This is a genomic window from Variovorax sp. SRS16, from assembly GCF_901827165.1.
Taxonomy (GTDB): Bacteria; Pseudomonadota; Gammaproteobacteria; order Burkholderiales; family Burkholderiaceae_C; genus Variovorax.
Genome location: NZ_LR594666.1, coordinates 2040552 through 2064663, shown reverse-complemented (window position 1 = coordinate 2064663; position 24112 = coordinate 2040552). Strand labels below are relative to the sequence as shown.

Annotated in this window: 23 protein-coding genes; 10 read left to right on the top strand and 13 right to left on the bottom strand. The window is 68.4% G+C overall.

Translation table 11 applies throughout. From position 1 onward, the window contains the following. Positions 1 to 15 precede the first annotated feature (15 nt). Together E5P2_RS10035 and E5P2_RS10030 are read right to left on the bottom strand one after the other, a co-directional pair. Positions 16 to 882 (bottom strand): sugar phosphate isomerase/epimerase family protein, encoded by an 867-nt coding sequence (locus E5P2_RS10035; RefSeq protein ID WP_162566945.1) that lies wholly within the window; start codon positions 880 to 882, stop codon positions 16 to 18. 27 nt (positions 883 to 909) lie between these two features. Beyond that, positions 910 to 1833 carry a shikimate dehydrogenase family protein gene (locus tag E5P2_RS10030; protein WP_162566944.1) on the bottom strand — a complete coding sequence of 308 codons (924 nt, stop codon included), beginning with the start codon at positions 1831 to 1833 and terminating at the stop codon, positions 910 to 912. Between the two features lie 206 nt (positions 1834 to 2039). Between E5P2_RS10030 and E5P2_RS10025 the strand changes: the two genes are divergently transcribed. Next, complete coding sequence (locus E5P2_RS10025; protein WP_162566943.1) at positions 2040 to 2825, top strand: IclR family transcriptional regulator domain-containing protein; 786 nt, start codon at positions 2040 to 2042, stop codon at positions 2823 to 2825. 7 nt (positions 2826 to 2832) lie between these two features. Here the strand turns inward: E5P2_RS10025 and E5P2_RS10020 are convergent, their stop codons facing one another. Next, positions 2833 to 4290 carry an NAD-dependent succinate-semialdehyde dehydrogenase gene (locus tag E5P2_RS10020; RefSeq protein ID WP_162566942.1) on the bottom strand — a complete coding sequence of 486 codons (1458 nt, stop codon included), beginning with the start codon at positions 4288 to 4290 and terminating at the stop codon, positions 2833 to 2835. A gap of 204 nt (positions 4291 to 4494) precedes the next feature. Between E5P2_RS10020 and E5P2_RS10015 the strand changes: the two genes are divergently transcribed. After that, positions 4495 to 5421, top strand: coding sequence for a carbohydrate kinase family protein (locus E5P2_RS10015; RefSeq protein ID WP_162566941.1), 927 nt, complete (start codon positions 4495 to 4497; stop codon positions 5419 to 5421). A 118-nt stretch (positions 5422 to 5539) separates the two neighbouring features. Here E5P2_RS10015 and E5P2_RS10010 read toward each other — a convergent pair whose 3' ends face one another. The 3 genes from E5P2_RS10010 to aroC form a co-directional block, all read right to left on the bottom strand. Next, complete coding sequence (locus E5P2_RS10010; RefSeq protein ID WP_197908475.1) at positions 5540 to 5701, bottom strand: hypothetical protein; 162 nt, start codon at positions 5699 to 5701, stop codon at positions 5540 to 5542. 4 nt (positions 5702 to 5705) lie between these two features. Then, entirely contained in the window at positions 5706 to 6017 is a 312-nt protein-coding gene (locus tag E5P2_RS10005) for an AbrB/MazE/SpoVT family DNA-binding domain-containing protein (RefSeq protein WP_232080642.1), read from the bottom strand. 86 nt (positions 6018 to 6103) lie between these two features. Next, a complete protein-coding gene (aroC, locus tag E5P2_RS10000) occupies positions 6104 to 7228 on the bottom strand; it encodes a chorismate synthase (RefSeq protein ID WP_162566939.1) in 1125 nt (374 codons plus the stop codon). 107 nt (positions 7229 to 7335) lie between these two features. Between aroC and E5P2_RS09995 the strand changes: the two genes are divergently transcribed. The 3 genes from E5P2_RS09995 (at position 7336) to E5P2_RS09985 (ending at position 10215) form a co-directional block, all read left to right on the top strand. Next, entirely contained in the window at positions 7336 to 7758 is a 423-nt protein-coding gene (locus E5P2_RS09995) for a cupin domain-containing protein (RefSeq protein ID WP_162566938.1), read from the top strand. A 271-nt stretch (positions 7759 to 8029) separates the two neighbouring features. After that, positions 8030 to 9088 carry a Gfo/Idh/MocA family protein gene (locus E5P2_RS09990; protein WP_232080641.1) on the top strand — a complete coding sequence of 353 codons (1059 nt, stop codon included), beginning with the start codon at positions 8030 to 8032 and terminating at the stop codon, positions 9086 to 9088. Positions 9089 to 9099: 11 nt separating this feature from the next. Then, positions 9100 to 10215, top strand: coding sequence for a glycosyltransferase family 4 protein (locus E5P2_RS09985; protein WP_162566936.1), 1116 nt, complete (start codon positions 9100 to 9102; stop codon positions 10213 to 10215). On the opposite strand, the gene E5P2_RS09980 is transcribed toward E5P2_RS09985, so the two are convergent. From E5P2_RS09980 to E5P2_RS09950, 7 genes are all read right to left on the bottom strand, one after another. Then, the gene (locus tag E5P2_RS09980; protein WP_232080640.1) at positions 10212 to 11348 is read right to left on the bottom strand and encodes an acyltransferase family protein; all 1137 of its coding nucleotides are present in this window, start codon (positions 11346 to 11348) and stop codon (positions 10212 to 10214) included. The genes E5P2_RS09985 and E5P2_RS09980 overlap by 4 nt on opposite strands. A gap of 10 nt (positions 11349 to 11358) precedes the next feature. Next, positions 11359 to 12321 (bottom strand): NAD(P)H-dependent flavin oxidoreductase, encoded by a 963-nt coding sequence (locus E5P2_RS09975; RefSeq protein ID WP_162566935.1) that lies wholly within the window; start codon positions 12319 to 12321, stop codon positions 11359 to 11361. Between the two features lie 53 nt (positions 12322 to 12374). Further along, complete coding sequence (locus E5P2_RS09970; protein WP_162566934.1) at positions 12375 to 14165, bottom strand: acyl-CoA dehydrogenase; 1791 nt, start codon at positions 14163 to 14165, stop codon at positions 12375 to 12377. 74 nt (positions 14166 to 14239) lie between these two features. After that, positions 14240 to 15175 (bottom strand): electron transfer flavoprotein subunit alpha/FixB family protein, encoded by a 936-nt coding sequence (locus E5P2_RS09965; RefSeq protein WP_162566933.1) that lies wholly within the window; start codon positions 15173 to 15175, stop codon positions 14240 to 14242. An 11-nt stretch (positions 15176 to 15186) separates the two neighbouring features. Next, positions 15187 to 15936: an electron transfer flavoprotein subunit beta/FixA family protein gene (locus E5P2_RS09960; protein ID WP_162566932.1), complete on the bottom strand. Its 750-nt coding sequence runs from the start codon at positions 15934 to 15936 to the stop codon at positions 15187 to 15189. Positions 15937 to 16075: 139 nt separating this feature from the next. Continuing rightward, the gene (locus E5P2_RS09955) at positions 16076 to 17356 is read right to left on the bottom strand and encodes a mechanosensitive ion channel family protein (RefSeq protein ID WP_162566931.1); all 1281 of its coding nucleotides are present in this window, start codon (positions 17354 to 17356) and stop codon (positions 16076 to 16078) included. 7 nt (positions 17357 to 17363) lie between these two features. Next, entirely contained in the window at positions 17364 to 18317 is a 954-nt protein-coding gene (locus tag E5P2_RS09950) for a histone deacetylase family protein (RefSeq protein ID WP_162566930.1), read from the bottom strand. A 73-nt stretch (positions 18318 to 18390) separates the two neighbouring features. Between E5P2_RS09950 and E5P2_RS09945 the strand changes: the two genes are divergently transcribed. From E5P2_RS09945 to E5P2_RS09925, 5 genes are read left to right on the top strand one after another with little or no spacing between them, the layout of a single operon-like run. After that, positions 18391 to 19311, top strand: coding sequence for an AAA family ATPase (locus tag E5P2_RS09945; RefSeq protein ID WP_162566929.1), 921 nt, complete (start codon positions 18391 to 18393; stop codon positions 19309 to 19311). A gap of 16 nt (positions 19312 to 19327) precedes the next feature. Further along, a complete protein-coding gene (locus E5P2_RS09940; RefSeq protein ID WP_162570425.1) occupies positions 19328 to 20299 on the top strand; it encodes a DUF58 domain-containing protein in 972 nt (323 codons plus the stop codon). Continuing rightward, a complete protein-coding gene (locus E5P2_RS09935) occupies positions 20296 to 22290 on the top strand; it encodes a transglutaminase TgpA family protein (protein ID WP_162566928.1) in 1995 nt (664 codons plus the stop codon). Before E5P2_RS09940 ends, E5P2_RS09935 begins: the two co-directional genes overlap by 4 nt. A gap of 53 nt (positions 22291 to 22343) precedes the next feature. Further along, the gene (gene mltB / locus E5P2_RS09930; protein ID WP_162566927.1) at positions 22344 to 23429 is read left to right on the top strand and encodes a lytic murein transglycosylase B; all 1086 of its coding nucleotides are present in this window, start codon (positions 22344 to 22346) and stop codon (positions 23427 to 23429) included. 2 nt (positions 23430 to 23431) lie between these two features. Continuing rightward, positions 23432 to 24094, top strand: coding sequence for an HD domain-containing protein (locus tag E5P2_RS09925; RefSeq protein WP_162566926.1), 663 nt, complete (start codon positions 23432 to 23434; stop codon positions 24092 to 24094). Positions 24095 to 24112: the final 18 nt, after the last annotated feature.

Here is a 24112-nt window from a genome sequence, read left to right as displayed (position 1 = left end):
GGTCCTCTGCTTCAATCAATCGATGGCGCTGCCGGCCACGTGCGACTCGCTGATCCAGCGCGCGCTCTTCATGGCGCGCTGGCCGATCACCATCGGGTCGGAATTGACGTAGTCGTCGTTGAACACCTCGAAGGTGTAGTGGCCGCGGTAGCCCTTGTCCTCGAGCAGCTGCACGAGGTCGCGCACATCGTGCAGGCCTTCGCCGGGAAAGAGGCGCTGGTGGCGCGCGAGTTCGATCATGTCGGCCTGGCGATCGCTGTACTCGAAGAAATAGTCGGCCAGCTGGACCAGGAAGACCTTGTCGATCGGCACCGCGGCCAGCTGCGCCAGCGTCTCGGGCGTGTCGTCGCCGTGCACCGACATGTGGAAGGCATCGAGATTGAGGCCGACGTTCTCGCGGTTGCAGCGGCGCACGATGTCCCAGGCCTGGTGCCAACGATTGACGTGGCGACCCCAGGACAGCGCCTCGTAGCAGATGCGGATGCCCAGCGGCGTGGCGAGCGTGGCCAGCGTGCGCAGGTCTTCGGCGGCGCGTTCGGGATCGTCGATGGCGAGCGGGCTGGTGGTCGAACACACGAGCAAGAGGTCGGTGCCGACCAGTGCCATCTGGCGCAGCTGCTCGCGTGCCATCTCGAGGCGGTGCGGCCGCATCGCGTCGGGTGCGCACTCGAAGTCGCGCAGCGGCTGGAAGTCGGTGACCTTGAGGCCGCTGGCCTTCACCAGCTCGGCGGCCTTCTCGACGCCGGCCGGATGGTTGATGAGGTCGCGCGCCCACAGCTCGACGCCCGCGAAGCCGGCGGCCTTCATGCAGTCGAGCTTGTGACCGAGTTCGCCGCCCATGGTGACGGTGTTGAAGCCGAAGCGGTCGATGGCGATGGCCATGGAATCCCCGTGGTGAAGCTTCGCCGCTCAGGCCACGCTGGCCGAGTGGTAGCGCAGTGGATGCCGGATCTCGCCCGCCATCGCGGCCGGATAGATCAGCTCGCGCAGAAAATCCGCATCGCCGCGCACGCCGTGCGCCGCATCGCGGTGGCCGAAGAAGTCGAGGTAGTGCGCCATCTGCTGCACCAGCATCTCGAAGCCGGCCTGCGCATTGAGGCCGCGCGACCGCACCGCACGCACCAGCGGCGTCGGCTGGTTGCGCAGCAGGATGTCGAACAGCGCCGCATGCGGCTCCATGCGCGCCACGTCGAGCGGCAACGCATCGTCCTCGCCCAGGCCCAGCGGCGTGGCATTGACGACCAGGTCGTAGCCAGCCGGATCGCTGCTGTCGACCGCGACGCTGGACGCATCGAAGAAGGCATCGAGCTTGGCCGCGACACCGGCCGCCTTGCCGGCCTCGACATCGTGAAAGGCGATGTGCTCCGCGCCATTCACCGTACCGCCTTCGGCCAGCGCCACGCCGATCGCCGCCGCGCTCACGCCGGCGCCGAGGATCAGCACCCGCTTGCCGCGGTAAGGGATGTGGTAGTGATCGAGCGCGCCGAGCAGCCCTTCGCCGTCGAACAGATCGCCTTCGAGCTCGCCGTTCTCGATGCGGCGCACCACGTTGACGGAGCCCGCCACGCGGCCGAACAGACCGCAGCCGTCGAGCAGATCAACCAGGAGCGGCTTGTGCGGCGGCGCGATCGCCATGCCGCGCACATTCCTCGCGAGAAAGGCGGCCTTGACGAACACTGCGAGGTCGCGCCGGGCGACCTGCACCGGCGCCATCACGGCGTCGATGCCGAAACGTTCGAACACGCTGTTGAACATGCGCGGCAAGCGGACATTGGTGACCGGGTCGCCGGGAAGCAGGTACAGCGCGGTACTGCCCGCGATGGAGGGAAACATGGGTGCTGGTCTCGCTTCAAGGTTGTTCGGCAATCGCGCAGGTCGGAAGGAAGCTGCGCTACTCTAGATCCCGCGCTGGAGGCGATAAAGCGAAACCCGTGCGACATGATCGGTCGTCGAACTCTTCCGATCGATCATTGAACGAATCAAGGGTTTTCCCTTGATAAAAAGACAGGTGCTTCATTCAGCATCGCCCAGGTCCGGACATGAAAACAGCCACCCTCCCCACCCCCGCCGGGCTCGACAAGCGCGACTGGATCGCCGGCCTGGAACGCGGCGTCGCCGTCATCGAGGCCTTCGACGACGCGCATCCGCGCATGACCGCGAGCGAAGCCGGCCAGCGCACCGGCATGACGCGCACCGCGGCGCGGCGCTATCTGCTGACGCTGCAGCACATGGGCTATGTGGCGGGCGACGGCAAGCTGTTCTGGCTGACGCCGCGGGTGCTGCGGCTGGGCCAGTCCTACCTCGAATCGGCGCGGCTGCCGCGCATCGTGCAGCCCTTCCTGCAGCGCGTGGCGGCGGGCACGCACGAGATCGCCTACCTCAGCGTGATGGATGGCGACGAGGTGGTCTACATCGCGCGCAACGGCCCGAACCGCAGCATGAGCACCGGCTACGTGCTGGGCGCCCGCGTGCCCGCGCAGGTGACGGCCGCCGGCATGCTGATGCTGGCGATGCGCAGCGACGAGGCGCTGGCGAGCTGGCTGGCCACGCGCGAGCTCGCCATCTACACCTCGCACACCATCGCCAGCAAGGAACGCATGAAGCTCGAACTGGCGCGCATCCGCGCCCAGGGCTGGGCGCTGTCGGAGCAGCAGCTCGACCTCAACTCGCGCGGCATCGCCGTGCCGCTGCGCGATCGGCGCGGCGAGCTCGTGGGCGCGCTCAACATCACGATGCCGATGGGCCACGAAAGCAGCGAGGACGCCGTCGCCCGCGTGCTGCCCGTGCTGCGCGAGACGGCGCAGGCGATGCGCAATCTGATCTAGGGCCGGATCAAACCCCGAGGATCGACACCGCCTTGGTCACGAGGTACGACTCCAGCGCTTCCGGGCCGCCTTCCGAGCCGTAGCCCGAATCCTTCACGCCGCCGAAAGGCATCTCGGCCGAAGGCATCGCGGGCTGGTTGACCCACAGCATGCCGAGCTCGAGGCGCTGGCCGAGCAGGTGCGCGTTCTTGATCGACTTGGTGAAGGCGTAGCCCGCCAGGCCGAAAGGCAGGCGGTTGGCTTCGGTGATCGCCTCTTCCAGCGTGTCGAAACCGCGGATCGCGGCGACCGGGCCGAAGGGCTCGTTGTTGAACACATCGGCATCGAGCGACACATCCGTCAGCACGGTGGGCGCGAAGAAGTTGCCGGCGTCGCCGACCCGCTCGCCGCCGGTCGCGATCTTGGCGCCCTTGGCGCGCGCGTCGTCCATCACCTTTGCCATGGCCGTGAGGCGGCGCGAATTGGCCAGCGGGCCGAGGGTCGTCCCTTCGGCCAGGCCATCGCCGAGCTTGAGGCCTTCGGCATGCTTGACCAGCGCGCGCGAGAACTCCTCGCGCAGGCTGTTGTGCACCAGGAAGCGGGTCGGCGAGATGCAGACCTGCCCGGCATTGCGGAACTTGGCGGCGCCCGCGGCCTTCACGGCCAGCGCCACGTCGGCGTCCTCGGCAATGATCACCGGCGCGTGGCCGCCGAGCTCCATGGTGACGCGCTTCATGTGCGCGCCGGCCAGCGCGGCGAGCTGCTTGCCGACCGGCGTCGAGCCGGTGAAGGTGACCTTGCGGATGATCGGGTGCGCGATCAGGTAATTCGAGATCTCGGCCGGGTCGCCGAACACCAGTCCCACGGTGCCGGGCGGCACGCCCGCATCGACGAAGGCCTGCAGCAGCGCGGCCGGCGACGCCGGCGTTTCCTCGGGCGCCTTCACGAGGAAGGAGCAGCCGGTCGCGAGCGCCGCGCCGAGCTTGCGAACGATCTGGTTGACCGGAAAGTTCCACGGCGTGAAGGCCGCCACCGGCCCCACCGCTTCCTTCAGCACCAGCTGCTGCACCGCGAGGTTGCGCGAGGGCACGATGCGGCCGTAGACACGGCGGCCTTCGTCGGCGAACCATTCGATGATCTCGGCCGCCGCGAGCACCTCGCCGCGCGCCTCGGCCAGCGGCTTGCCCTGCTCCTGCGTCAGCAGCGCGGCAATGGTGTCGGCGCGCTCGCGGATCAATCCCGCGGCCTTGCGCATCGTCGTGGCGCGCGTGGGCGCCGGCGTGTTCTTCCAGGCCTCGAAGCCGCGCTGGGCGGAGGCGAGCGCGCGGTCGAGGTCCACGATGCCGGCATGGGCGACCTTGCCGATGGCCTTGCCGGTGGCGGGGTTGACCACGTCGAGGGTCTTGCCGCTGGCGGCATCGGCCCATTGGCCGTCGATCAGCAGGCGGGTGTCGGTGTAGGGAGTGGAGGAAGAGGCGGAGGTCATGGAAATACTTTCCTTGGTTTCTTGAAACGGGAGGCGAAGCGCGACGCGGCGGGCTCGGGCAGCGTTCGGGATGCGCGGCGGCAGGACGAACGCGCGGGCGCCGGACCCCGCGTTTTTACCCTATCGCCGCCGCAGCGTCCCGAGCGGGGTCTGCGCGTCGGCGCGGGCGACAATACCGGGCGGTGCAATTCGAAAGGACAGCAAATGTTCGTGGTCTGCGGCGAAGCATTGATGGATGTCTACGTGGGCGCATCGACGCCGACCGGCCTGACGCTCGACGCGCGCATCGGCGGTTCGCCGCTCAACGTGGCGCAGGGGCTGGCGCGGCTGGCGCGGCCGGTGGCCTTCCTGGCCGGACTGTCGACCGATGCGCCCGGCGAGCGGCTGCTGGCCTCGCTGCGTGCCGAGGGCGTGGACACTTCGCTGGTGCTGCGCAACGACGCGCCGAGCACGCTCAGCGTCGTCAGTGTCGATGCCAACGGCGTGCCGCGCTACGCCTTCCACGGCAACGGCGCGGCGGACCGCCAGATCACGACCGACACGCTGCCCGCGCTGCCGCCGGCGACGCGGGTGCTGCAGTTCGGCTCCTACGCGCTCGCGGTCGAGCCGGTCGGCAGCGCCCTGCGCGCGCTGGCGGCACGCGAGCGCGCGCAGCGGCTGATCGCCTACGACCCCAACGTGCGGCTCAATGTCGATCCGGACCTCATGCATTGGCGCACGGTGGTCGAGCAGATGGTCTCGCTCGCGCACCTGGTCAAGGTCAGCGACGAGGACCTGGGCCTGCTCTACCCGGCCGAAACGCCGGAACAGGTCGCGGCGCGCTGGCTCGCGCAGGGCGCGGCGCTGGTGGCGGTGACGCGCGGTGGTCAGGGCGCGAGCGCATGGACCCGAGCGGCGCAGGCCGATGCGCCGTCGCCGAAGACGCAGGTGGTCGATACCGTCGGTGCCGGCGACACCTTCCAGGCCGCGCTGCTCACCTGGCTGGACGAGCACGATGCGCTGACGCCCGAGGCTCTGTCGAACCTCGACACGGTGTCGCTCGGCGCGCTGCTGCACTTCGCTGCGCGGGCAGCCGCGATCACCTGCTCGCGCCGCGGGGCCGACATGCCGCGCCGCGCTGAAATCGATTGAACCCCCAGCCACGCCCACTTCGTGCGGCTCTGCCCCCCCCTTGCAGGGGGAAACACCGGCGGACCGGCAAAGCCGGATCCGCGGTGTTTCCCGAAGGGGCCTGGCTGCGCCGGCCGGGTCATCGTTGCGCGATGAACGCCTCGATGCCGACGATGGGGAATGTTGCAGCGCCTGCCAGCACGAGCAGATCGCGATCGCCGGTGACCAGTATCGCCTTGCCTGCGGCGGCCAGCTGCAGGAACGGCAGATCGAAGGGATTGTGGCAGGCCGGCACGGCCACCCGGTCAGTCCTTGCGCTTTGGCTTGCGCGAAGACACAGCGGATGGCTTGGGGCGCGAAGCGCCGTGGACGGCACCGGGTTCAGCGGCCGCCAGCACGGGCGACTCGGCGCCTTGCCGCGCCCAGTCCACCGCATCGCGCACGTCCTCGGTGGTCAATCCCAATGCAGCCAGCTTGGCGCGCACCGCATCGCCACGCTGGATGCGCACCGGCGTCAGCACGATCTGGCCATCGCGCACCTCGACATCGAAGTAGTCCGTGGCGCCGATCTCGTCCGTCACGCTGCGCGGCAGCGTGAGCTGGTTTTTGGAAGTCATCTTGGCAAGCATCGGAAATTCCTCAAGTAAGGACTCCTTACTTTGGAGATCGACAGCGGCAGCGTCAACCCCGCACGCACCCAGGCTCAGAGAAACGACGCCTGCGGCGACGGCGCATCGCCGGTGGGCGGCGCCGCCGGCGCCTGCACGTTCACGTCGCCGCACTGGGCGCGGTGGCGCAGCGCATGTTCCATCACGACCAGTGCCAGCATCGCCTCGGCGATCGGGGTCGCGCGAATGCCGACGCAGGGGTCGTGGCGGCCCTTGGTGACGACCTCGACCGGCTGGTTGTTGACATCGATGGACTGGCGCGGACTGATGATCGAGCTGGTCGGCTTGATGGTGATGCCCACCTCCAGATCCTGGCCCGTGGTGATGCCGCCGAGCGTGCCGCCCGCGTTGTTGGTGACGAAGCCTTCGGGCGTGATCGAGTCGCCATGCACGGTGCCGCGCTGCACGACGCTGTCGAAGCCGGCGCCGATCTCGACGCCCTTGACCGCATTGATGCCCATCATCGCCCAGGCGATGTCGGCGTCCATCTTGTCGAACAGCGGCTCGCCCAGGCCGACCGGCACCTTCGACGCGGTCACGCGGATGCGCGCACCGCACGAATCGCCGGCCTTGCGCAGCGCATCCATGTAGGCCTCCAGGTGCGAGACATCGGCCACCGGCGCGAAGAAGGGATTGGCCGCCACGTGGTCCCAGCTCTCGAAGGGAATGACGATCTCGCCGATCTGCGCCATGCAGCCGCGGAACACCGTGCCGTATCGCTCGAACAGCCACTTCTTGGCAACCGCGCCGGCCGCGACCATCGGCGCCGTGAGCCGGGCCGACGAGCGGCCGCCGCCGCGCGGATCGCGAATGCCGTACTTCTTCCAGTAGGTGAAGTCGGCATGGCCGGGCCGGAACTGCTGCGCGATCTGGCCGTAGTCCTTGCTGCGCTGGTCGGTGTTCTGGATCAGCAGCGCGATCGGCGTGCCGGTGGTCTTGCCTTCGTACACGCCACTCAGGATCTGCACCGCGTCGGGCTCGTTGCGCTGGGTCACATGGCGGCTGGTGCCGGGGCGGCGGCGGTCGAGGTCGCCCTGGATGTCGGCCTCGCTGAGCGCCATGCCGGGCGGGCAGCCGTCGATGACGCAGCCGATCGCAGGGCCGTGCGATTCGCCGAAATTGGTGACCGCGAAGAGATGTCCGAAGGTGTTGCCGCTCATAGGCAGCAATTATCTCCGAGCAGGGGCTGCAGCCCTGCGTGGTCGCGATGCCTTCGGGAACGCTTTATGCGTGCGCAGCGCAGCATTCCACCCCCGAAGGAGCACACATGCTGGACCGCACCGACACGAAGTTCTCCCACGTCAAGCCCGGCGACACCGCGTTCGTCCCGGGCGGGTTGCGCGATTTCTTTCTCTACCGCGACCTGGGCATCGCCGAGGCAACCCACGGCAAGGTGATCGCGCACCTGGTCAAGGCCAACATGGCACCTGAAGCGGGCACCGGCTGGCACCGGCACGAGGCGGACTTCCAGATCGTGATCATGGTGAAGGGTTGGGCCCGCTTCATGTACGAGGACCAGGAGACGCTGGTCGAAGCCGGCGATGTGGTGCACCAGCGCCCCGGCATCCGGCACTACCTGTTCGACTACTCGCTCGACATGGAATACCTGGAGATCGTGTCGCCGGCCGACTTCAAGAGCATCGACGTCGAGCCAGCCTGCGAGGTCCCCGCGCCCACGCCCTGGGAATAGGCGGCGTCTCGCCTCCAGCCGTGCCCGGCGCTTTTGCGCTGCTCAGGAGGCAGCGTCCCGGCACGGCGCCCCCTCGAGCCAGCCGCACCGCGCGCATGGCGCCGCTCGCCTCCGCGCCCTGGGGTCGCGGGTGGCGGAGACGGTCGGCCCATCCGTTGGTCATTCCACGCTGCTTGCGCGTTGGCGATGAATGCCCGCAAGCCCGGCAGCGGCTGAGCATGGGAGAATAAATTCATATTGCGACGAAGCGCCTCTCGACAGGAATAGCCACTTGAAAACAACCCGGTCCACCTCTTCCGCCCTGCGCATCGGCATCCTCGGCTGCGCCAACATCGCCAGGCAGTTCGCGCGCGACGTCGCGCCCAGCCGCAAGGTGCGCGTCGACGCCGTCGCGAGCCGCAATGCGGAGACCGCGGCCGCCTTTGCCGCCGACCATGCGATCGGCCGGCACCACGGCACTTACGAAGCGCTGCTGTCGGACCCCGACATCGATGCCATCTACATTCCACTGCCCAACAGCCTGCATGCCGAATGGGCCATCCGGGCGGCCGAAGCCGGCAAGCACGTGCTGTGCGAGAAGCCGCTGGCACTGGGCGCGGCCGAGGCGCGGTCGATGTTCGATGCGGCTGCGCGGCATGGCGTCATGCTGCTGGAAGCCTACCCCTACTACTTCCAGCCGCAGACCGGCGACATGCTCGCGCTGCTGCGCGAGGGCGCGATCGGCACGGTGCGCTCGGTGCAGGCGAGCTTCGGGTTCAACCTTGCCAAGCCGCAGGGCAACATCCGCATGAACCCCGAACTCGGCGGCGGCGCGCTGCTGGATGCGGGCAGCTATCCGCTGAGCCTGATCCGCCTCGTCATGGGCTGTGCGCCGCAGCGCGTGCAGGCCGACGCGAGCTGGGCCGACAGCGGCGTGGACATCAGCCTCGCAGCCACGCTGTTCTACGCTGACGGGCGGCGCGCGCAGTTCGACTGCGCGATGGACAGCGCCATGCATCGGCGCGCCATGATCGCCGGCACGCAAGGCACGATCGAAACCGAGTTCCTGAATCACACCAGCGCCGAGCCCGCCGGCGATGCCCACGGCTACCTGCCCAGCCAGCTGCGGCTGCGGCGCGGCACGGCCGGCACCGTCCCCTTCGAAAACCTCCAGTCGGCCACCGGCAGCGGCTTCCGCTTCGCGGCCGAGGCCTTTGCAGCCGTCATCGCGCGGCGCGACTTCGACGGCATCGCGCGCGCGGCCGCGGCCAGCATCGACATCGCCGCCACGATCGAAGCCCTGGCGCAAAGCGCCAAACTGGGACGTGCCATCGACGTGCAGGCCGGCTGAAACCGCGCGCCATGAAGATCCTTTCGATCACACCGACCTATTTCCCCGAAGTCGGGGGCATCGAGTCGGTGGTGCGCGAACTGGCGATGCGAACCGGCGGCCCGGGCATCCAGGTCGACGTGGCGCACGTCTCGGCCAACCATCCGGCGTTCTCGGTGAGCCGGCACGACGGGCTCGACGTGTACCGGGTGCCGGTGCTCGGCAATCGCCTGGCCGGCTACGCGCGCGGCTTCGGCCGCCTGGCCGCGGGCTACGACCTGCTGCATGTGCACGACCCGCAGCTGATGATGATCACCGGCAACGTGCTGCTGCAGGCCGGCCGCATTCCTGCGGTGCTCAGCACGCACGGCGGCTTTCATCACACGCAGAAGTACCCGGCCATCAAGTGGCTGCACGAGCATGTGCTGATGCGGCGCCTGCTGGGCCACTACCGCCGGATCCTCGGCAGCAGCGAATCGGACACCGCCTATTTCAGCCGCTTCTCGGACCGGGTCGAGAAGTGCGAGAACGGCATCGCCTATGCGAAATTCCAGAACGGACGCCGCACCGGCGCGGCCGATCCGACGAGGTGGATCTACTGGGGCCGCTGGTCCGCCAACAAGCGCATCGACGCCGTGATCGACACCGTCGCGCTGGCGCGGGACCATGGCATCGCCATCGACCTGCTGATCGCCGGCCCCGATTTCGACCATCTGGGCGAATCGTTCAAGGCGAAGATCGAAGCCCTGCAGCTCGGCGGCTCGATCCGCATGCATCCCTACATCGAGGATGCGGCGCTGATGCAGGAACTGCAGGACCGCACCGTCTTCATCACCGGCAGCGAGTACGAAGGCTTCGGCGTCGGCATCCTCGAAGCCATGGCGGCCGGCAAGATCGTGGTCTGCCGCGACATGAAGCCGATCAACGGTTTCGTCGAGCGCGCCGTCAACGGCTTCTTCCTCGACTTCGACGGCGGCGCCGGCGATCTGGCCGTGGTGCGCGAGATCGCAAGCCTCGATGCGCCGCGCTGCGAGGCGATGTCGAACGCAGCCCAGCACAGCGCCAAACGCTACGACTGGGACTCGGTGGCCGCGCGCTTTTCGGCGCATTACGCGAACGCCCTCGGCGCCGCGTCGCGCCCGCGCTAGACCGAGACGATCGCGCCGCAGACCAGCAGCGCTGCGAACAACCCCAGCACGGCGCGCCAGGTGGCGGGCCGCGATTCCACCCACCGGTACAGCAGCGCCGCGGCCGCGATCGACAGCACGAAGGTCGCCAGCAGGCCCAGCAGATCGACCCAGGGTCCGGCGGGCGCGAAGCGGCTGACCACCGCGCTCACCAGCAGCAACACCGGGAAGTGGATGAGAAACAGCGAATACGAAATGCGCCCGAGCCGCACCAGCGGCGCGCCGATGCGCGGCCATGCCGCCGGCGCAAGGCCGTCACGATGCTGCACCAGCGCCACGGCGAGCGCCGTGACCAGCGCCACGGCGATGCGGCTGCGCCATTCGAGTGCCAGCGCCGCGCCGCCCATCAGCGCCAGCAGCAGCATCGCGAAGCGCCAGGTGCTGCGCCGCGTGGCGCGGCCGATCCAGAACACCAGCATGCCCAGGCCATAGGAGCCGAAGAAATAGAAGGCCGTGACGTCGAGCACCTCTTCGCGGTTGAACACCGCCAGCGAGGCCATGACCAGCGCCATCACGAGTGCCACCACCAGCCAGCGCGAGCGCTCGGGCCGCACCGACCAACGCCGCTGCATCAGCTCCGACAACGCAATCGCCGCCAGCGCCAGCACGAAGAGCTGGAAGTCGATCGCCACATACCAGACGCCGGTCGACAGCGCCTCGTAGCCGAGCAGGTCCTGCAGCAGCAGGCCATGCGCCAGCAACTGCATCAGTCCCGGTGCGCCCGGCACGGCTTCGTCGTCGAGCCAGGGCCGCACCAGCGCAGCGACCAGCACGCTGAAAGTAAGCGCTGCGAGGTAGGGCATCGCCAGCCGGCCGTAGCGCTGGAACACACGGGCCCACGGCCGATCCACGCGCATCGCGCCATCGGGCGCGAGGCTGCCTGCCGCGAGGAAGCCGGCCAGCACCAGAAACACCTGCACTGCGAGCCGGCCGTTCTGCGACAGCCAGTCGAACAGGCCGGGTGCGAGCGGCGATGCAACCACCGGCATCGGCCCGTAGCGCGAGAGGTGATGCCAGACGATCATCACGCAGGCCAGCCCCTTCACCGCATCGAGCAGCGGCATGCGCCCCGACGCCGTCCGGGGCTCCGGCATGGCCGCGGCGTCAGAGTGCAAGGCGGCGCCGCGCTTCGAAATACTCGCGCCTGAGCCTCTCGACGAAGGCGGCGGCGCTCGCGACCTCGGTCACCGCGCCGATGCCCTGGCCCGAGCCCCAGATGTCCTTCCAGGCCTTGGCCTTGCTGCCTTCGCCGCCGCCGAAGTTCATGGTCTTCACGTCGCCCTCGGGCAGGTTGGCCGGATCCATGCCGGCGGCCACGATGCTGGGCGCAAGGTAGTTGCCATGCACGCCGGTGAAGAGGTTCGAGTAGACGATGTCGTCCGAGTTGCCGTCGACGATGGCCTGCTTGTAGGCATCGCTGGCGCGCGCTTCCTCGGTCGCGATGAAAGCGGTGCCGATGTAGGCCAGGTCGGCGCCCATGGCCTGCGCCGCAAGCACCGCGCCGCCGGTGGCGATGGCGCCCGACAGCACGAGCGGCCCGTCGAACCATTGGCGGATTTCCTGGATCAGCGCGAACGGGCTCTTCACGCCCGCATGGCCGCCGGCACCGGCCGCCACCGCGATGACGCCGTCGGCACCCTTCTCGATCGCCTTGCGTGCGAAGCTGTTGTTGATGATGTCGTGCAGCGTGATGCCGCCGTAGCCGTGGACCGCATCGTTGACGTCGGTGCGCGCGCCCAGCGAGGTGATGACGATCGGCACCTTGTACTTCACGACCATCTCCATGTCGTGCTCGAGCCGGTCGTTGCTCTTGTGAACGATCTGGTTGATCGCGAAGGGCGCGGCGGGCCGGTCGGGATGGGCCTTGTCGTGGGCGGCGAGTTCTTCGGTGATCTCGGCCAGCCAGTCGTCGAGCTGCGAGGCCGGGCGGGCGTTGAGCGCCGGCATCGCACCCACCACGCCAGCCTTGCACTGTGCGACCACGAGCTTGGGATTGCTGATGATGAACAGCGGCGAGCCGATGATGGGCAGCGGCAGGTTCGCGAGCACCGCAGGAAGCTTGGACATGATTCGGTCGTCTCTCGGAAGATTGTGAAAAGCGAAGGCCCGGCGCGCGCGTGTCAGAAGGCGTCGATCGCCAGCGCCGTGACGCTCGCGGCGCCCTCGACGATGCTGTCGCGCAGGCCCGGCGCCTTGTTGAGGATGTGCTCGGCATAGAAATGCGCAGTCGCGACCTTGGCGTTCATGAAGGGCACGTCGGTGCCGGCCTTGGCAAGATCCTCGGCCACCAGCAGCGAGCGCGCGAGTTGCCAGCCGGCCACCAGGTTGCCGGCCAGCATCAGGTAGGGCACGCTGCCTGCGAACACCGCATTGGGCGAGGCCTTGGTCTGGCCAGCCACGAAGCCCACCACGTCTACGAAGGCTTCGCGCGCCGCCTTCAGGCGCCGGCCCACGGCGCGCGCCTGGGCGCTGTCGCGCTTGACGAGCTCGGCCTCGGTCTGCTCGATCTGCGCGGCGATCGCCTTCGCGGTCTGGCCGCCGTCGCGCGCGGTCTTGCGGCCCACGAGGTCGTTGGCCTGGATCGCCGTCGTGCCTTCGTAGATCGTCAGGATCTTGGCATCGCGCAGGTACTGCGCCGCGCCGGTCTCCTCGATGAAGCCTATGCCGCCATGCACCTGCACGCCGAGCGACGCCACTTCGAGGCTCATCTCGGTGCTGTAGCCCTTCACCAGCGGCACCATGAATTCGTAGAAGGCCTGGTTCTGCCGGCGCGTGTCGGCATCGGGATGATGGTGCGTGGCGTCGTACGCGGCTGCAGCGACGCTCGCCATCGCACGGCAGCCTTCGGTGTAGGCACGCATGGTCATCAGCATGCGCTTCACGTCGGGGTGGTGGATGATCGGCGCGCTGGCATTCAGGGAACCGTCGACCGGCCGGCTTTGCACCCGGTCCTTGGCATAGGCCACCGCGTGCTGGTAGGCCCGCTCGGCGATCGCGATGCCCTGCATGCCCACCGCGTAGCGCGCCGAGTTCATCATGATGAACATGTACTCGAGGCCGCGGTTCTCCTGGCCGACGAGGTAGCCCACGGCGCCGCCGTGGTCGCCGTACTGGAGCACGGCGGTCGGGCTGGCCTTGATGCCCAGCTTGTGCTCGATGCTCACGCAATGCACGTCGTTGCGATCGCCCAGCGACCCATCCTTGTTCACGAGGAACTTCGGCACCACGAACAGGCTGATGCCCTTCACGCCCTCGGGCGCGCCGGTGACGCGCGCGAGCACGAGGTGCACGATGTTCTCGGCCATGTCGTGTTCGCCGTAGGTGATGAAGATCTTGGTGCCGAAGACCTTGTAGGTACCGTCGGGTTGCGGTTCGGCGCGGCTGCGCACCAGGCCCAGGTCGCTGCCGGCCTGCGGCTCGGTCAGATTCATGGTGCCGGTCCACTGGCCGCTCACGAGCTTCTCGAGGTAGGTGGCCTTGAGTTCATCGGAGCCGGCCGTGAGCAGCGCCTCGGTCGCGCCGTCGGTCAAGAGCGGGCACAGCGCGAAGCTCATGTTGGCCGAGTTGAGCATCTCGCCGCAAGCCGCGCCGATGGTCTTGGGCAGGCCCTGGCCGCCGAAGTCGGCCGGATGCTGCAGGCCCTGCCAGCCGCCCGCGACGTACTGCGCAAAGGCTTCCTTGAAGCCCGGCGTGGTGCTGACCTTGCCGTCTTTGAACGAGGACGGATCCCGGTCGCCCGCCACGTTCAGCGGCGCGACCACGTCCTGGTTGAAGCGCGCGCATTCCTCGAGCACCGCCTGCGCGGTTTCGAGGCCGGCGTCCTCGAAGCCGGGGATCTGCGCGATCTGCGCGATGTTTGCGAGATGTTCGATGTCGAACAGCATGTCCTTGATCGGGGCGATGTAGCTCATGTGGGTCTCCTGGTTCGGCAGATACGAAAAGGGCATCGCGAACGATGCCCTCTCTTGGATTCGACGAAGGCCTCTTACAGCGCCTTGACCAGTTCCGGCACCGCCGTGAACAGGTCCGCCACCAGCCCGTAGTCGGCGACGCTGAAGATCGGCGCCTCCTCGTCCTTGTTGATCGCCACGATCACCTTGGAGTCCTTCATCCCCGCCAGATGCTGGATCGCCCCCGAGATGCCACAGGCGATGTACAGCTGCGGCGCGACGATCTTGCCCGTCTGGCCCACTTGCCAGTCGTTCGGTGCGTAGCCCGCGTCCACTGCGGCGCGGCTCGCGCCCAGGCCCGCATTGAGCTTGTCGGCCAGCGGGGTCATGACCTCGGTGAACTTCTCGGCACTGCCCAAGGCCCGCCCGCCACTGACGATGATCTTGGCCGAGGTCAGCTCGGGCCGGTCGTTCTTGGCGATCTCGCTGCCGACAAAGCTGCTCTTGCCCGAGTCGGCCACGCCTTCGGCGTTCTCGACGCTCGCGCTGCCGCCGGTGGCGGGTGCGGGATCGAAGCCGGTGGTGCGCACGGTCACTACCTTGATCGCATCGCCGCTCTGCACGGTGGCGATGGCATTGCCCGCATAGATGGGGCGCTCGAAGGTGTCGGGTGCATCGACCTTGGTGATGTCGCTGATCTGCGCGACATCGAGCTTGGCGGCCACGCGCGGGGCGACGTTCTTGCCGTTGGCGGTGGCGGGGAACAGGATGTGGCTGTAGTTCTGGGCGATAGCCAGCACCTGCGCGGCAACGTTCTCGGCGAGGTTGTCCTTCAGGCTGACGCTGTCGGCCACGATGACCTTGGCGACGCCGGCGACCTGGGCGGCGGCCTTGGCGGCTTCGGCGGCGTTGGCACCAGCGATCAGCACATGGACGTCGCCGCTGGCGCAGGCGATGGCGGCCGTCACGGTGTTGAGGGTCGCCGGCTTGAGGGTGGCGTGGTCGTGTTCGGCAATAACAAGTACGGTCATGTCAGTCTTCCTCAGATCACCTTGGCTTCGTTCTTGAGCTTGTCGACCAGCGTGGCAACGTCGGGCACCTTGATGCCGGCGCCGCGCTTGGGGGGCTCCGCGACCTTGAGGGTCTTCAGGCGTGGCTTGGCGTCGACACCGAGGTCCTCGGGCTTGAAGACATCGAGCGTCTTCTTCTTGGCCTTCATGATGTTGGGCAGCGTCACGTAGCGCGGCTCATTGAGGCGCAGGTCGGTGGTGATGACGGCGGGCAAGCTCAGCTGCAATGTCTCGAGGCCACCGTCGACTTCGCGGGTGACGTTGACTTTGTCGCCGTTGACTTCGACTTTGCTGGCGAAGGTGGCCTGCGGCAGGTCGGCCAGTGCGGCGAGCATCTGGCCGGTCTGGTTGGCATCGTCGTCGATGGCCTGCTTGCCGAGGATGATGAGGCCGGGCTGTTCCTTGTCGACCAGGGCCTTCAGGAGCTTGGCGACGGCCAGGGGCTGCAGTTCCTCGCTGGTCTCGACCAGGATGCCGCGGTCGGCGCCGATGGCCATGGCGGTGCGCAGGGTTTCCTGGCACTTGGCATCGCCGCACGAGACGGCGATGACTTCGGTGACGACGCCTTTCTCTTTCAAACGCACGGCTTCTTCGACGGCAATCTCGTCGAAGGGGTTCATGCTCATCTTGACGTTGGCGATGTCCACGCCGGTGCCGTCGCTCTTGACGCGCACCTTGACGTTGTAATCGACGACCCGCTTGACGGGGACCAGGACCTTCATTGGCTTGACTCCATTGAATTGAAAACCGGGGTGTGCAAAGCAACCGAGGATTTTAGGCGCCACCCTCTGCGCGGGCTTGCCTCATTCCATCACCGGGGTCGCGTGCAAAGAAAAAGAACGATCGTGCTTTTTTTAACGATTATAGAGGAGCGGGCAAAGCGGAGGCCTCGCCGCCGGCCAAGGACTCGATGCGCAGCACGCGCTGCGGAGAGGGAATGTCGATCTTCGCCGCGCGCAGGCCTTCGAGGATCGCGATGTTGATGGCCGAGCGCACGTTGTCGCGGCCCTTGGCCGGGTCGGCGACCCAGAAGTTGAGCGTGAACTCGAGCCCGTCGGGCGCGAACTGGGTCAGGTAGGCCACCGGTACCGGCTCGCCCAGCACGCGCGGCTGCACGGTGGCCGCCGCGCACAGGATGCTCTGCACCTGCGCCACGTCGCTCTTGTAGCCGACCACGATGCTGGTCGTGATGTTGAACTTGAGGTCGGCCAGCGACAGGTTCTCGACCCGGCTGGTGATCAGCGATTCGTTGGGCACGATCGACTCGCGTCCGTTGCCCGCGCGCACCAGCGTGTAGCGCGTCTTGATGTCGGTGACGCGGCCCTCGAAGCCGTCGACCCTGACGTTGTCGCCGATGCGAATCGCGCGCTCGAGCAGGATCACGAAGCCGCTCACGTAGTTGGCCGCCAGTTTCTGCAGCCCGAAGCCCAGCCCGACGCCGAGCGCGCCGCCCAGCACCGACAGCGCCGTGAGGTCGACGCCCACGGCCGACAGCGCGAACAACAGGCCGATCAGCAGCAGGATCGCCCTGAGCGCATTCGACGCCACCTTGCGCATCGACAGGTCGGTCACCGCGGTGCTCAGGATGCGCTTCTCGATGGTGGTGGCGATCCAGAGCGAGATCACCAGCACCACGCCGGCCGACAGCGTGCCTTCGAGGATCGTGCGCAGGCTCACGTGGGTCTTGCCGAAGGCCAGCGTGATGTCCTCCAGCTCGGCCAGCACCGCCGGCAGCAGGCCGACGATCCACAGCACGGCCGCGATCCATGCCAGCCACGAGACGGTGCGCTCGATCAGCCGCACCATCCCCGAAGACGGGAACACGGCCCGCAGCACACGCGCGAACAGGCGGATGGCCGCGAGCGACAGGAACACCGAGACCGCGATGCGCAGCACCAGCCCCGGCTGGACATCGAACAGGAAGCGCCGCGCCATGTCGGTCAGGAACAGCGCGAGCAAGGGGAACAGCAGGCCGTCGAAAGTGCGCTCGCCGAACCAGATCGAGTCCTTGGGCTGGTCGCGGCCGAACCAGCGGCACACGGCCCAGGCGATGCCCACGCAGGCCACCAGCGCGGCGAGTTCGATCCACACGTTCTGCGCGTGGATCTCCTGAAGACGGCGGATGAAGTCGTCGAGGTTCATTGCAGTGCTAGAGATCGGCCAGCACCCGCAGATGCGCTTCGACGCTCGCCGCCAGCGCATCAAGGTGGTAGCCGCCTTCCAGCATCGAGACGATGCGGCCCTGCGAATGCCGCTTTGCCACCTCGACGATGCGCTCGGTGATCCAGGCGAAGTCGCTCTCGTTGAGGCGCAGCTGGCCGAGGTCGTCGTCGCGGTGGGCGTCGAAGCCGGCGCTGACGAAGATCATCTGCGGACTGAAGGCTTCGAGCCGCGGCATCCAGCAGGCTTCGATGAGTTCGCGCACGTCCATGCCGCGGGTGTAGGCCGGCACCGGCAGGTTGAGCATGTTCGGCGCCGGATGGTCGGTGCCGCTGTACGGATAGAAGGGATGCTGGAAGAAGCCCACCATCAGCACCTTCGGATCGTTGCGAAGGATGTCCTCGGTGCCGTTGCCGTGGTGCACGTCGAAGTCGACGATCGCGACGCGCTCCAGGCCATGCACCTCGATCGCATGGCGCGCCGCGATGGCGATGTTGTTGAAGAAGCAGAAGCCCATCGCCTTGTCGCGACAGGCGTGATGCCCCGGCGGGCGCACGGCGCAGAACGCATTGGCGAGTTCGCCGGCGATCACCGCATCGGTCGCCGCGATCGCGGCACCCGCCGCGCGGCGCGCCGCCAGCACGGTGAAGCGGGTGAGCGTGGTGTCGGGATCGAGCTGCGCGTGGTCGGGACCACCGGCGGGCGCATCCTCGATCAGGCGCTGGCTCAGCGCCTCGAGGTGCTCCATGTGTTCGACACTGTGGGCGCGGGTGATCTGCGGCAGCGTGGCGATCGGCACCTCGCCGCGTTCGAGCGCATCGCCGACGCCGGTGACGAGCAGCCGGTCCTCGATCGCATCGAGGCGCGCAGGGCACTCCGGATGGCCCGCGCCCATGTCGTGTTTCCAGCAGTCGCGGTGTGTGAAATAGCCGGTTTTGCCCATGGATCGATCACGCCGTGGCCCCACGCCGGACGCGGCTGCGGGCTTACGGTATTGTTTGCATATGGATACAAAAATGGACGTCGCCGCGAAGCTCGCCAGTTTGCTCGGTCAGCTTAACACGGTGATCGTGGGCAAGGAGGCGCAGGTGCGCGACTGCGTGGCCTGCCTCCTGGCCGGCGGCCACCTCTTGATCGAGGACGTTCCGGGTGTCGGCAAGACCACGCTCGCGCATGCGCTGTCGCACACCTTCGGGCTGCAGTTCTCGCGCGTCCAGTTCACGGCCGACCTGATGCCGGGCGACCTCTCGGGCGTCGCGATCTACGACCGCGGCCAGCAGGCCTTCGTGTTCCATCCCGGGCCGATCTTCGCGCAGGTGCTGCTGGCCGACGAGATCAACCGCGCGAGCCCCAAGACCCAGAGCGCGCTGCTCGAGGCGATGGAGGAAAAGCAGGTCACGATCGAAGGCGAGACGCGCCCGCTGCCCACGCCCTTCTTCGTGATCGCGACACAGAACCCGCACGACCAGCTCGGCACCTTCGCATTGCCCGAGTCGCAGCTCGACCGCTTCCTGATGCGCATCTCGCTCGGCTATCCCGACCGCGCGGCCGAGCGCGAATTGCTCGCCGGCGCCGACCGGCGCGAGCTGCTCGCCTCCCTGCCCGCGCTGCTGACGGCGGGCGAGCTCACCGCCCTGCAGCAGCGCGTGCTGCAGGTGCATGCGGCCGAGCCCTTGCTCAACTATGTGCAGGACCTGATCGCCGCGACACGCTCGGGCCGCTGGTTCCTGCAGGGCCTGTCGCCGCGTGCCGGCATCGCGGTGCTGCGCGCAGCCAAGGCGCAGGCCTTGCTTGGCAACCGCGACTACGTGGCGCCGGACGACGTGCAGGCCATCCTGCCGCAGACCATCGCACACCGCCTCACGCCGGTCGGCGATGCGGGCCGCGGCGCGGTCGAACAGGTGCGGGCAATGGCGGCCGCCGTGCCGTTGCCATGAGCCACGGTCGGCCATGATCGCGGCGGCGCTTCGCTCGCGCATCGACCGCTGGTTCCTGTCGCGCCGCCCGCCTTCGGACACGCTGGAACTCACGCAGCGCAACGTCTACATCGTGCCCACGCCCGCCGGCTGGATGCTGGCGGCGACGCTGCTGCTGCTGCTGATCGCGTCGATCAACTACCAGCTCAATCTCGGCTACCTGCTGACCTTCCTCCTGGCCGGCAGCGTGGCCGTCGGCATGCACGTGTGCCACGGCACGCTGCGCGGCCTGGCACTGCACCTGGCCGCGCCGGAGGCACAGTACGCGGGCACTGCGGCGGTGCTTCGCGTGGTGCTGCACAACGCGCGGCGCAGCACGCGCTACGGCATCGGCATGGCGGTGCGGCACAGCGGGCAATGGTCGTGGAGCGATGTGCCGGCGCAAGGGAGCACCACCGTGGAAGTGGCGTTCAAGCCCGAGCGGCGTGGTCTTCATCCGGTCCCGACGCTGACGGCCGAGACCCGCTTTCCGCTCGGCACCTTCCGCGTGTGGACTGTGTGGCGGCCGGCCTCGCGGGTGCTGGTGTACCCCGCGCCCGAATCGAATCCGCCGCCGCTGCCGCCCGGCGAACCGCTGGATGGGGAGCCGGCTTCGGCGCCGATGCAGGCCCAGGTGGCGGGCGAGTACGACGGCGTGCGGGCCTATCGGCGCGGCGATCCGCTCAAGCTCGTGGTCTGGAAGCGAGCCGCCCGGGCGCAGGCGGTGGGGTCCGAGGAGCTCGTGAGCAGGGACACGCAGCAGACGCGCCAGCAGGAGCTCTGGCTGGACGCGCAGCTCGCGGGATTGCCTGATTTCGAGGCGCGGCTGTCGAGAGTCTGTGCGTGGGTGTTGATGGCAGATCGGCTCGGCGTGACGTATGGCGTGCGGATCGGAAGCCGCAGCGTGGCCCCGTCGCAAGGGGAAGGGCACAAGAGAAAGTGCCTGGAGGTGCTGGCGCTATGTTCATGAAGCTTGCGACCCGGCTCCAGGCCCTGCCCAGAGACGCGAGGGACACCCTCTTCCTCCTTGCCGTCATCACCCTGCTCCTGCTTCCCCAACTGCCCAACCTTCCCTGGTGGTGCAGCGGCCTCACCGTCGTCGTCCTCATCTGGCGCGGCACCCTGGCCGTGCAAGCCAGGCCGCTGCCCGGCAAATGGTGGCGTGCCGCCCTGCTGGCCATCACCCTGATCGCCACCTATGCCACCCACCGCACGCTGCTCGGCCGCGATGCCGGCGTCACCCTGGTGGTGATTCTGCTGGCGCTCAAGACGCTCGAGTTGCGTGCGCGGCGCGATGCCTTCGTGATCTTCTTCCTGGGCTTCTTCACGATGCTCACCAACTTCTTCTACTCGCAATCGCTGCCCACCGCCTTTGCGATGCTGCTGGCGCTGCTGGGCCTCTTGACCGCGCTCGTCAATGCGCACATGCCGGTCGGCAAGCCGCCGCTCGCGCAGGCCGCGCGCACCGCCGGCTGGATGGCGCTGCTCGGCGCGCCGATCATGCTGGTGCTGTTCATGCTGTTCCCGCGCATGGCGCCGCTCTGGGGCACGCCGAACGACACCATGACCGGCCGCTCCGGCCTGTCCAACTCGATGCGCGTGGGCGCCATCGCCCAGCTCGCGCTCGACGACGGCATCGCGGCGCGCATCAAGTTCGAAGGGCCCGTGCCGGCGCAGCGCAACCTGTACTTCCGCGGTCCGGTGCTGTCGAACTTCGACGGCCGCACATGGACCGCCGCGCCGCTGTTCGAGAACGCCTTCATGCCGCTCAACCTGCGCGTGGACGGCGAGCCCGTGCGCTACGAGGTCACGCTCGAGCCCAGCAACCGGCCCTGGCTGCTGACACTGGACGCCACGCCGATCAAGCCCGAACTGCCGGGCTACCGCGTGTTCGGCACCAGCGACCTGCAATGGCTCGCCAATCGTCCGATCGGCGATCTGGTGCGCTACAGCGCCGAGAGCTACACCCGGTTCCTGAGCGGACCGACAGGCCGCACGGCCGCGCTGCAGCCCTACCTCGCGCTGCCGCCCGGCTCGAATCCGCGCACGGCCCAACTGGCCGCCCAGATGCGCAGCGACCCCGCACTCGCCGGCGCCACGACCTCCGCCTTCGTGCAGGCTGTGCTGCAGCGTCTGCGCACCGGCGGCTACAGCTACACGCTCGACCCCGGCGTCTACGGCGACGACACGGCCGACGCGTTCTGGTTCGATCGCAAGGCCGGCTTCTGCGAGCACATCGCATCGGCCTTCGTGGTGCTGATGCGCGCGCTCGACATCCCGGCGCGCATCGTCACCGGCTACCAGGGCGGAGAGATCAACGGCGTCGACCGTTACTGGGTGCTGCGGCACAGCGATGCGCACGCGTGGGCAGAGGTGTGGGAGGACGGCGCGGGCTGGGTGCGCGTCGATCCGACCGGCGCGATCTCGCCGGATCGCGTGGGCCAGTTCCGCCGGCTCGCACCCGCGCCGGGCCTGTTCTCGGGCGCGATCGACGCCATGAGCCCGACGCTCGCGCAGAACCTGCGCGCCGCCTGGGACGCCGTCAACAATGGCTGGAACCAATGGGTGCTCAACTACACGCAGAGCCGCCAGCTCGATCTGCTGAAGAACCTCGGCTTCGAGACGCCCAGCCTGATGGATCTCGCGACGGTGCTGCTCGCGCTGCTGGTCGTGGTCAGCCTCGCGGGCGCCGGCTGGACCTTGTGGGAACGCAGCCAGCACGACCCCTGGCTGCGCCTGCTCGGGCAGGCGCGCGCGCGGCTGCGGCGCGCCGGCATCGAAGTACCGGAAGCGATGCCACCGCGGCAGATGGCCGCCCGCGTGGCCGAACGCTTCGGCGACAGCGCACGGCCACTGCAGGACTGGCTGCTGCGGCTCGAGGCCCAGCGCTACGCGAGGACGCCGGCCGCGGCGCTGTCCGCGCTGCGCGCCGAATTCCGTCGGCTCGCCTGGCCGCGCTGAAACACCGAGTGACCGCCGCGGGCCGAGCCGGAACGGACGGCACAATCGGGACGATGCGACGCCCTCTTCCGAACGTTCTTTCGATCGCCCTGATGCTGGCGGCAGCCGGCCTTCTTCTCTCCCCATCCGCTTCTTCGGCGCAGAGCGGGTCCGGCACGCGCAGCAACGTGGTGCGCGGCGGCGTTGCGTATGCGAGCCGCGACGACGCCATGCAGTTCGCTGACGAGGTCGCCGCACGGCGCAACCTCGATCGCGATCAGGTGCGCGCCACCATCGGCGCCGCGCGCATGCTGCCCAACGTGCCGCGGCTGATGCTGCCGGCGCCGACGGGCACGCCGAAGAACTGGGCCATCTACCGCAGCCGCTTCATCGATCCGGTGCGCATCGCGGCCGGCGTGCGCTTCTGGCGCAACAATGCCGACACGCTCGCGCGGGCCGAGGCCGAGTACGGCGTGCCGCCCGAGATCATCGTCGGCATCGTCGGCGTCGAGACGATCTATGGCCGCAACATGGGCAACTTCCGCGTGATCGATGCGCTGGCCACCCTCGCCTTCGATTTTCCGCAGGCGCATCCGCGCGCGGCCGAGCGGCAGGCCTTCTTCCGCAGCGAGCTCGAAAGCTTTCTCGGCATCGAGAGCCGTACTGCCGGCGACCCGATGGCGCCAGTGGGCAGCTATGCGGGCGCGATGGGCATGCCGCAGTTCATGCCGAGCAGCATCGCGAAGTACGCGGTCGATTTCGACGGCGACGGCCGCATCGACCTGGTCAACGACGCAGCCGACGTGATCGGTTCCGTCGCCAACTACTTCAAGGCCTTCGGCTGGAAGCCTGGCGTGCCGCCGATCTTCCCCGTGCGCTTCGACATCGCGCGGCTGCAGAAAGCCGTGCTGCTGGCGCCGGACATCGTTCCGACCTTCAGCGCCGACAGCTTCGTGGCCGGCGGCGCGGTGCTCGACGGCGATGCGCTGCGCTACCCGGGATTGCTCGCGCTGGTCGAACTGCAGAACGGTGACGACCCGCCGAGCTACGTGGCCGGCACGAAGAACTTCTATGTCATCACGCGCTACAACTGGAGCAGCTACTACGCGATGTCCGTGATCGAACTCGGGCGCGAAGTGCGCGCCGCGATAGAGCAATGACGATGGACACGGCCGCACTGCATGCCGCGTGGACCGAGGCCTGGCGGGAGCTCGGCGCCGACGCACCCGGCGCATTGCTGCCCGAGCTGATGGCGCGCTACGGCGAGCCGCAGCGCCATTACCACACGCTGCAGCACCTGGGCGAATGCCTCGCGCTGCTGGCACTGCATCGCGCGGCGGCCGAACGGCCGGCCGAGGTGGCGCTGGCGCTGTGGTTCCACGATGCGATCTACGACGTGCAGGGCCACGACAACGAGGCCCTGAGCGCCGGCTGGGCACGCGATGTGCTCGGCGCAGCGGGATTGCCGGCCGAGGTGGCGGAGCGCGTTCATGCCCTGGTGATGGCGACGCAGCACAACGCGGTACCCGAGGGCCGCGATGCCGAACTGCTGATCGACATCGACCTCTCGATCCTCGGCGCCGCGCCGGCCCGCTTCGCGCAATACGAACACCAGATCCGCGCCGAGTACGCCCACATACCGCCGGCGGTGTTCGAGCCGCGCCGGCGCGGCATCCTTTCGCGCTTCATCGAGCGCCGGCCGCTCTACCAGACGGCCGCGATCCGCGCGGCGCGCGAGGCGCAGGCGCGCATCAATCTGCAGGCGGCGATCGACAGCACGTTCAGCCGCAGCCCTGCCGCCGATGCCGGGGACGCCAGGCCTTAGCAAGAAGGCGCCCGCAGC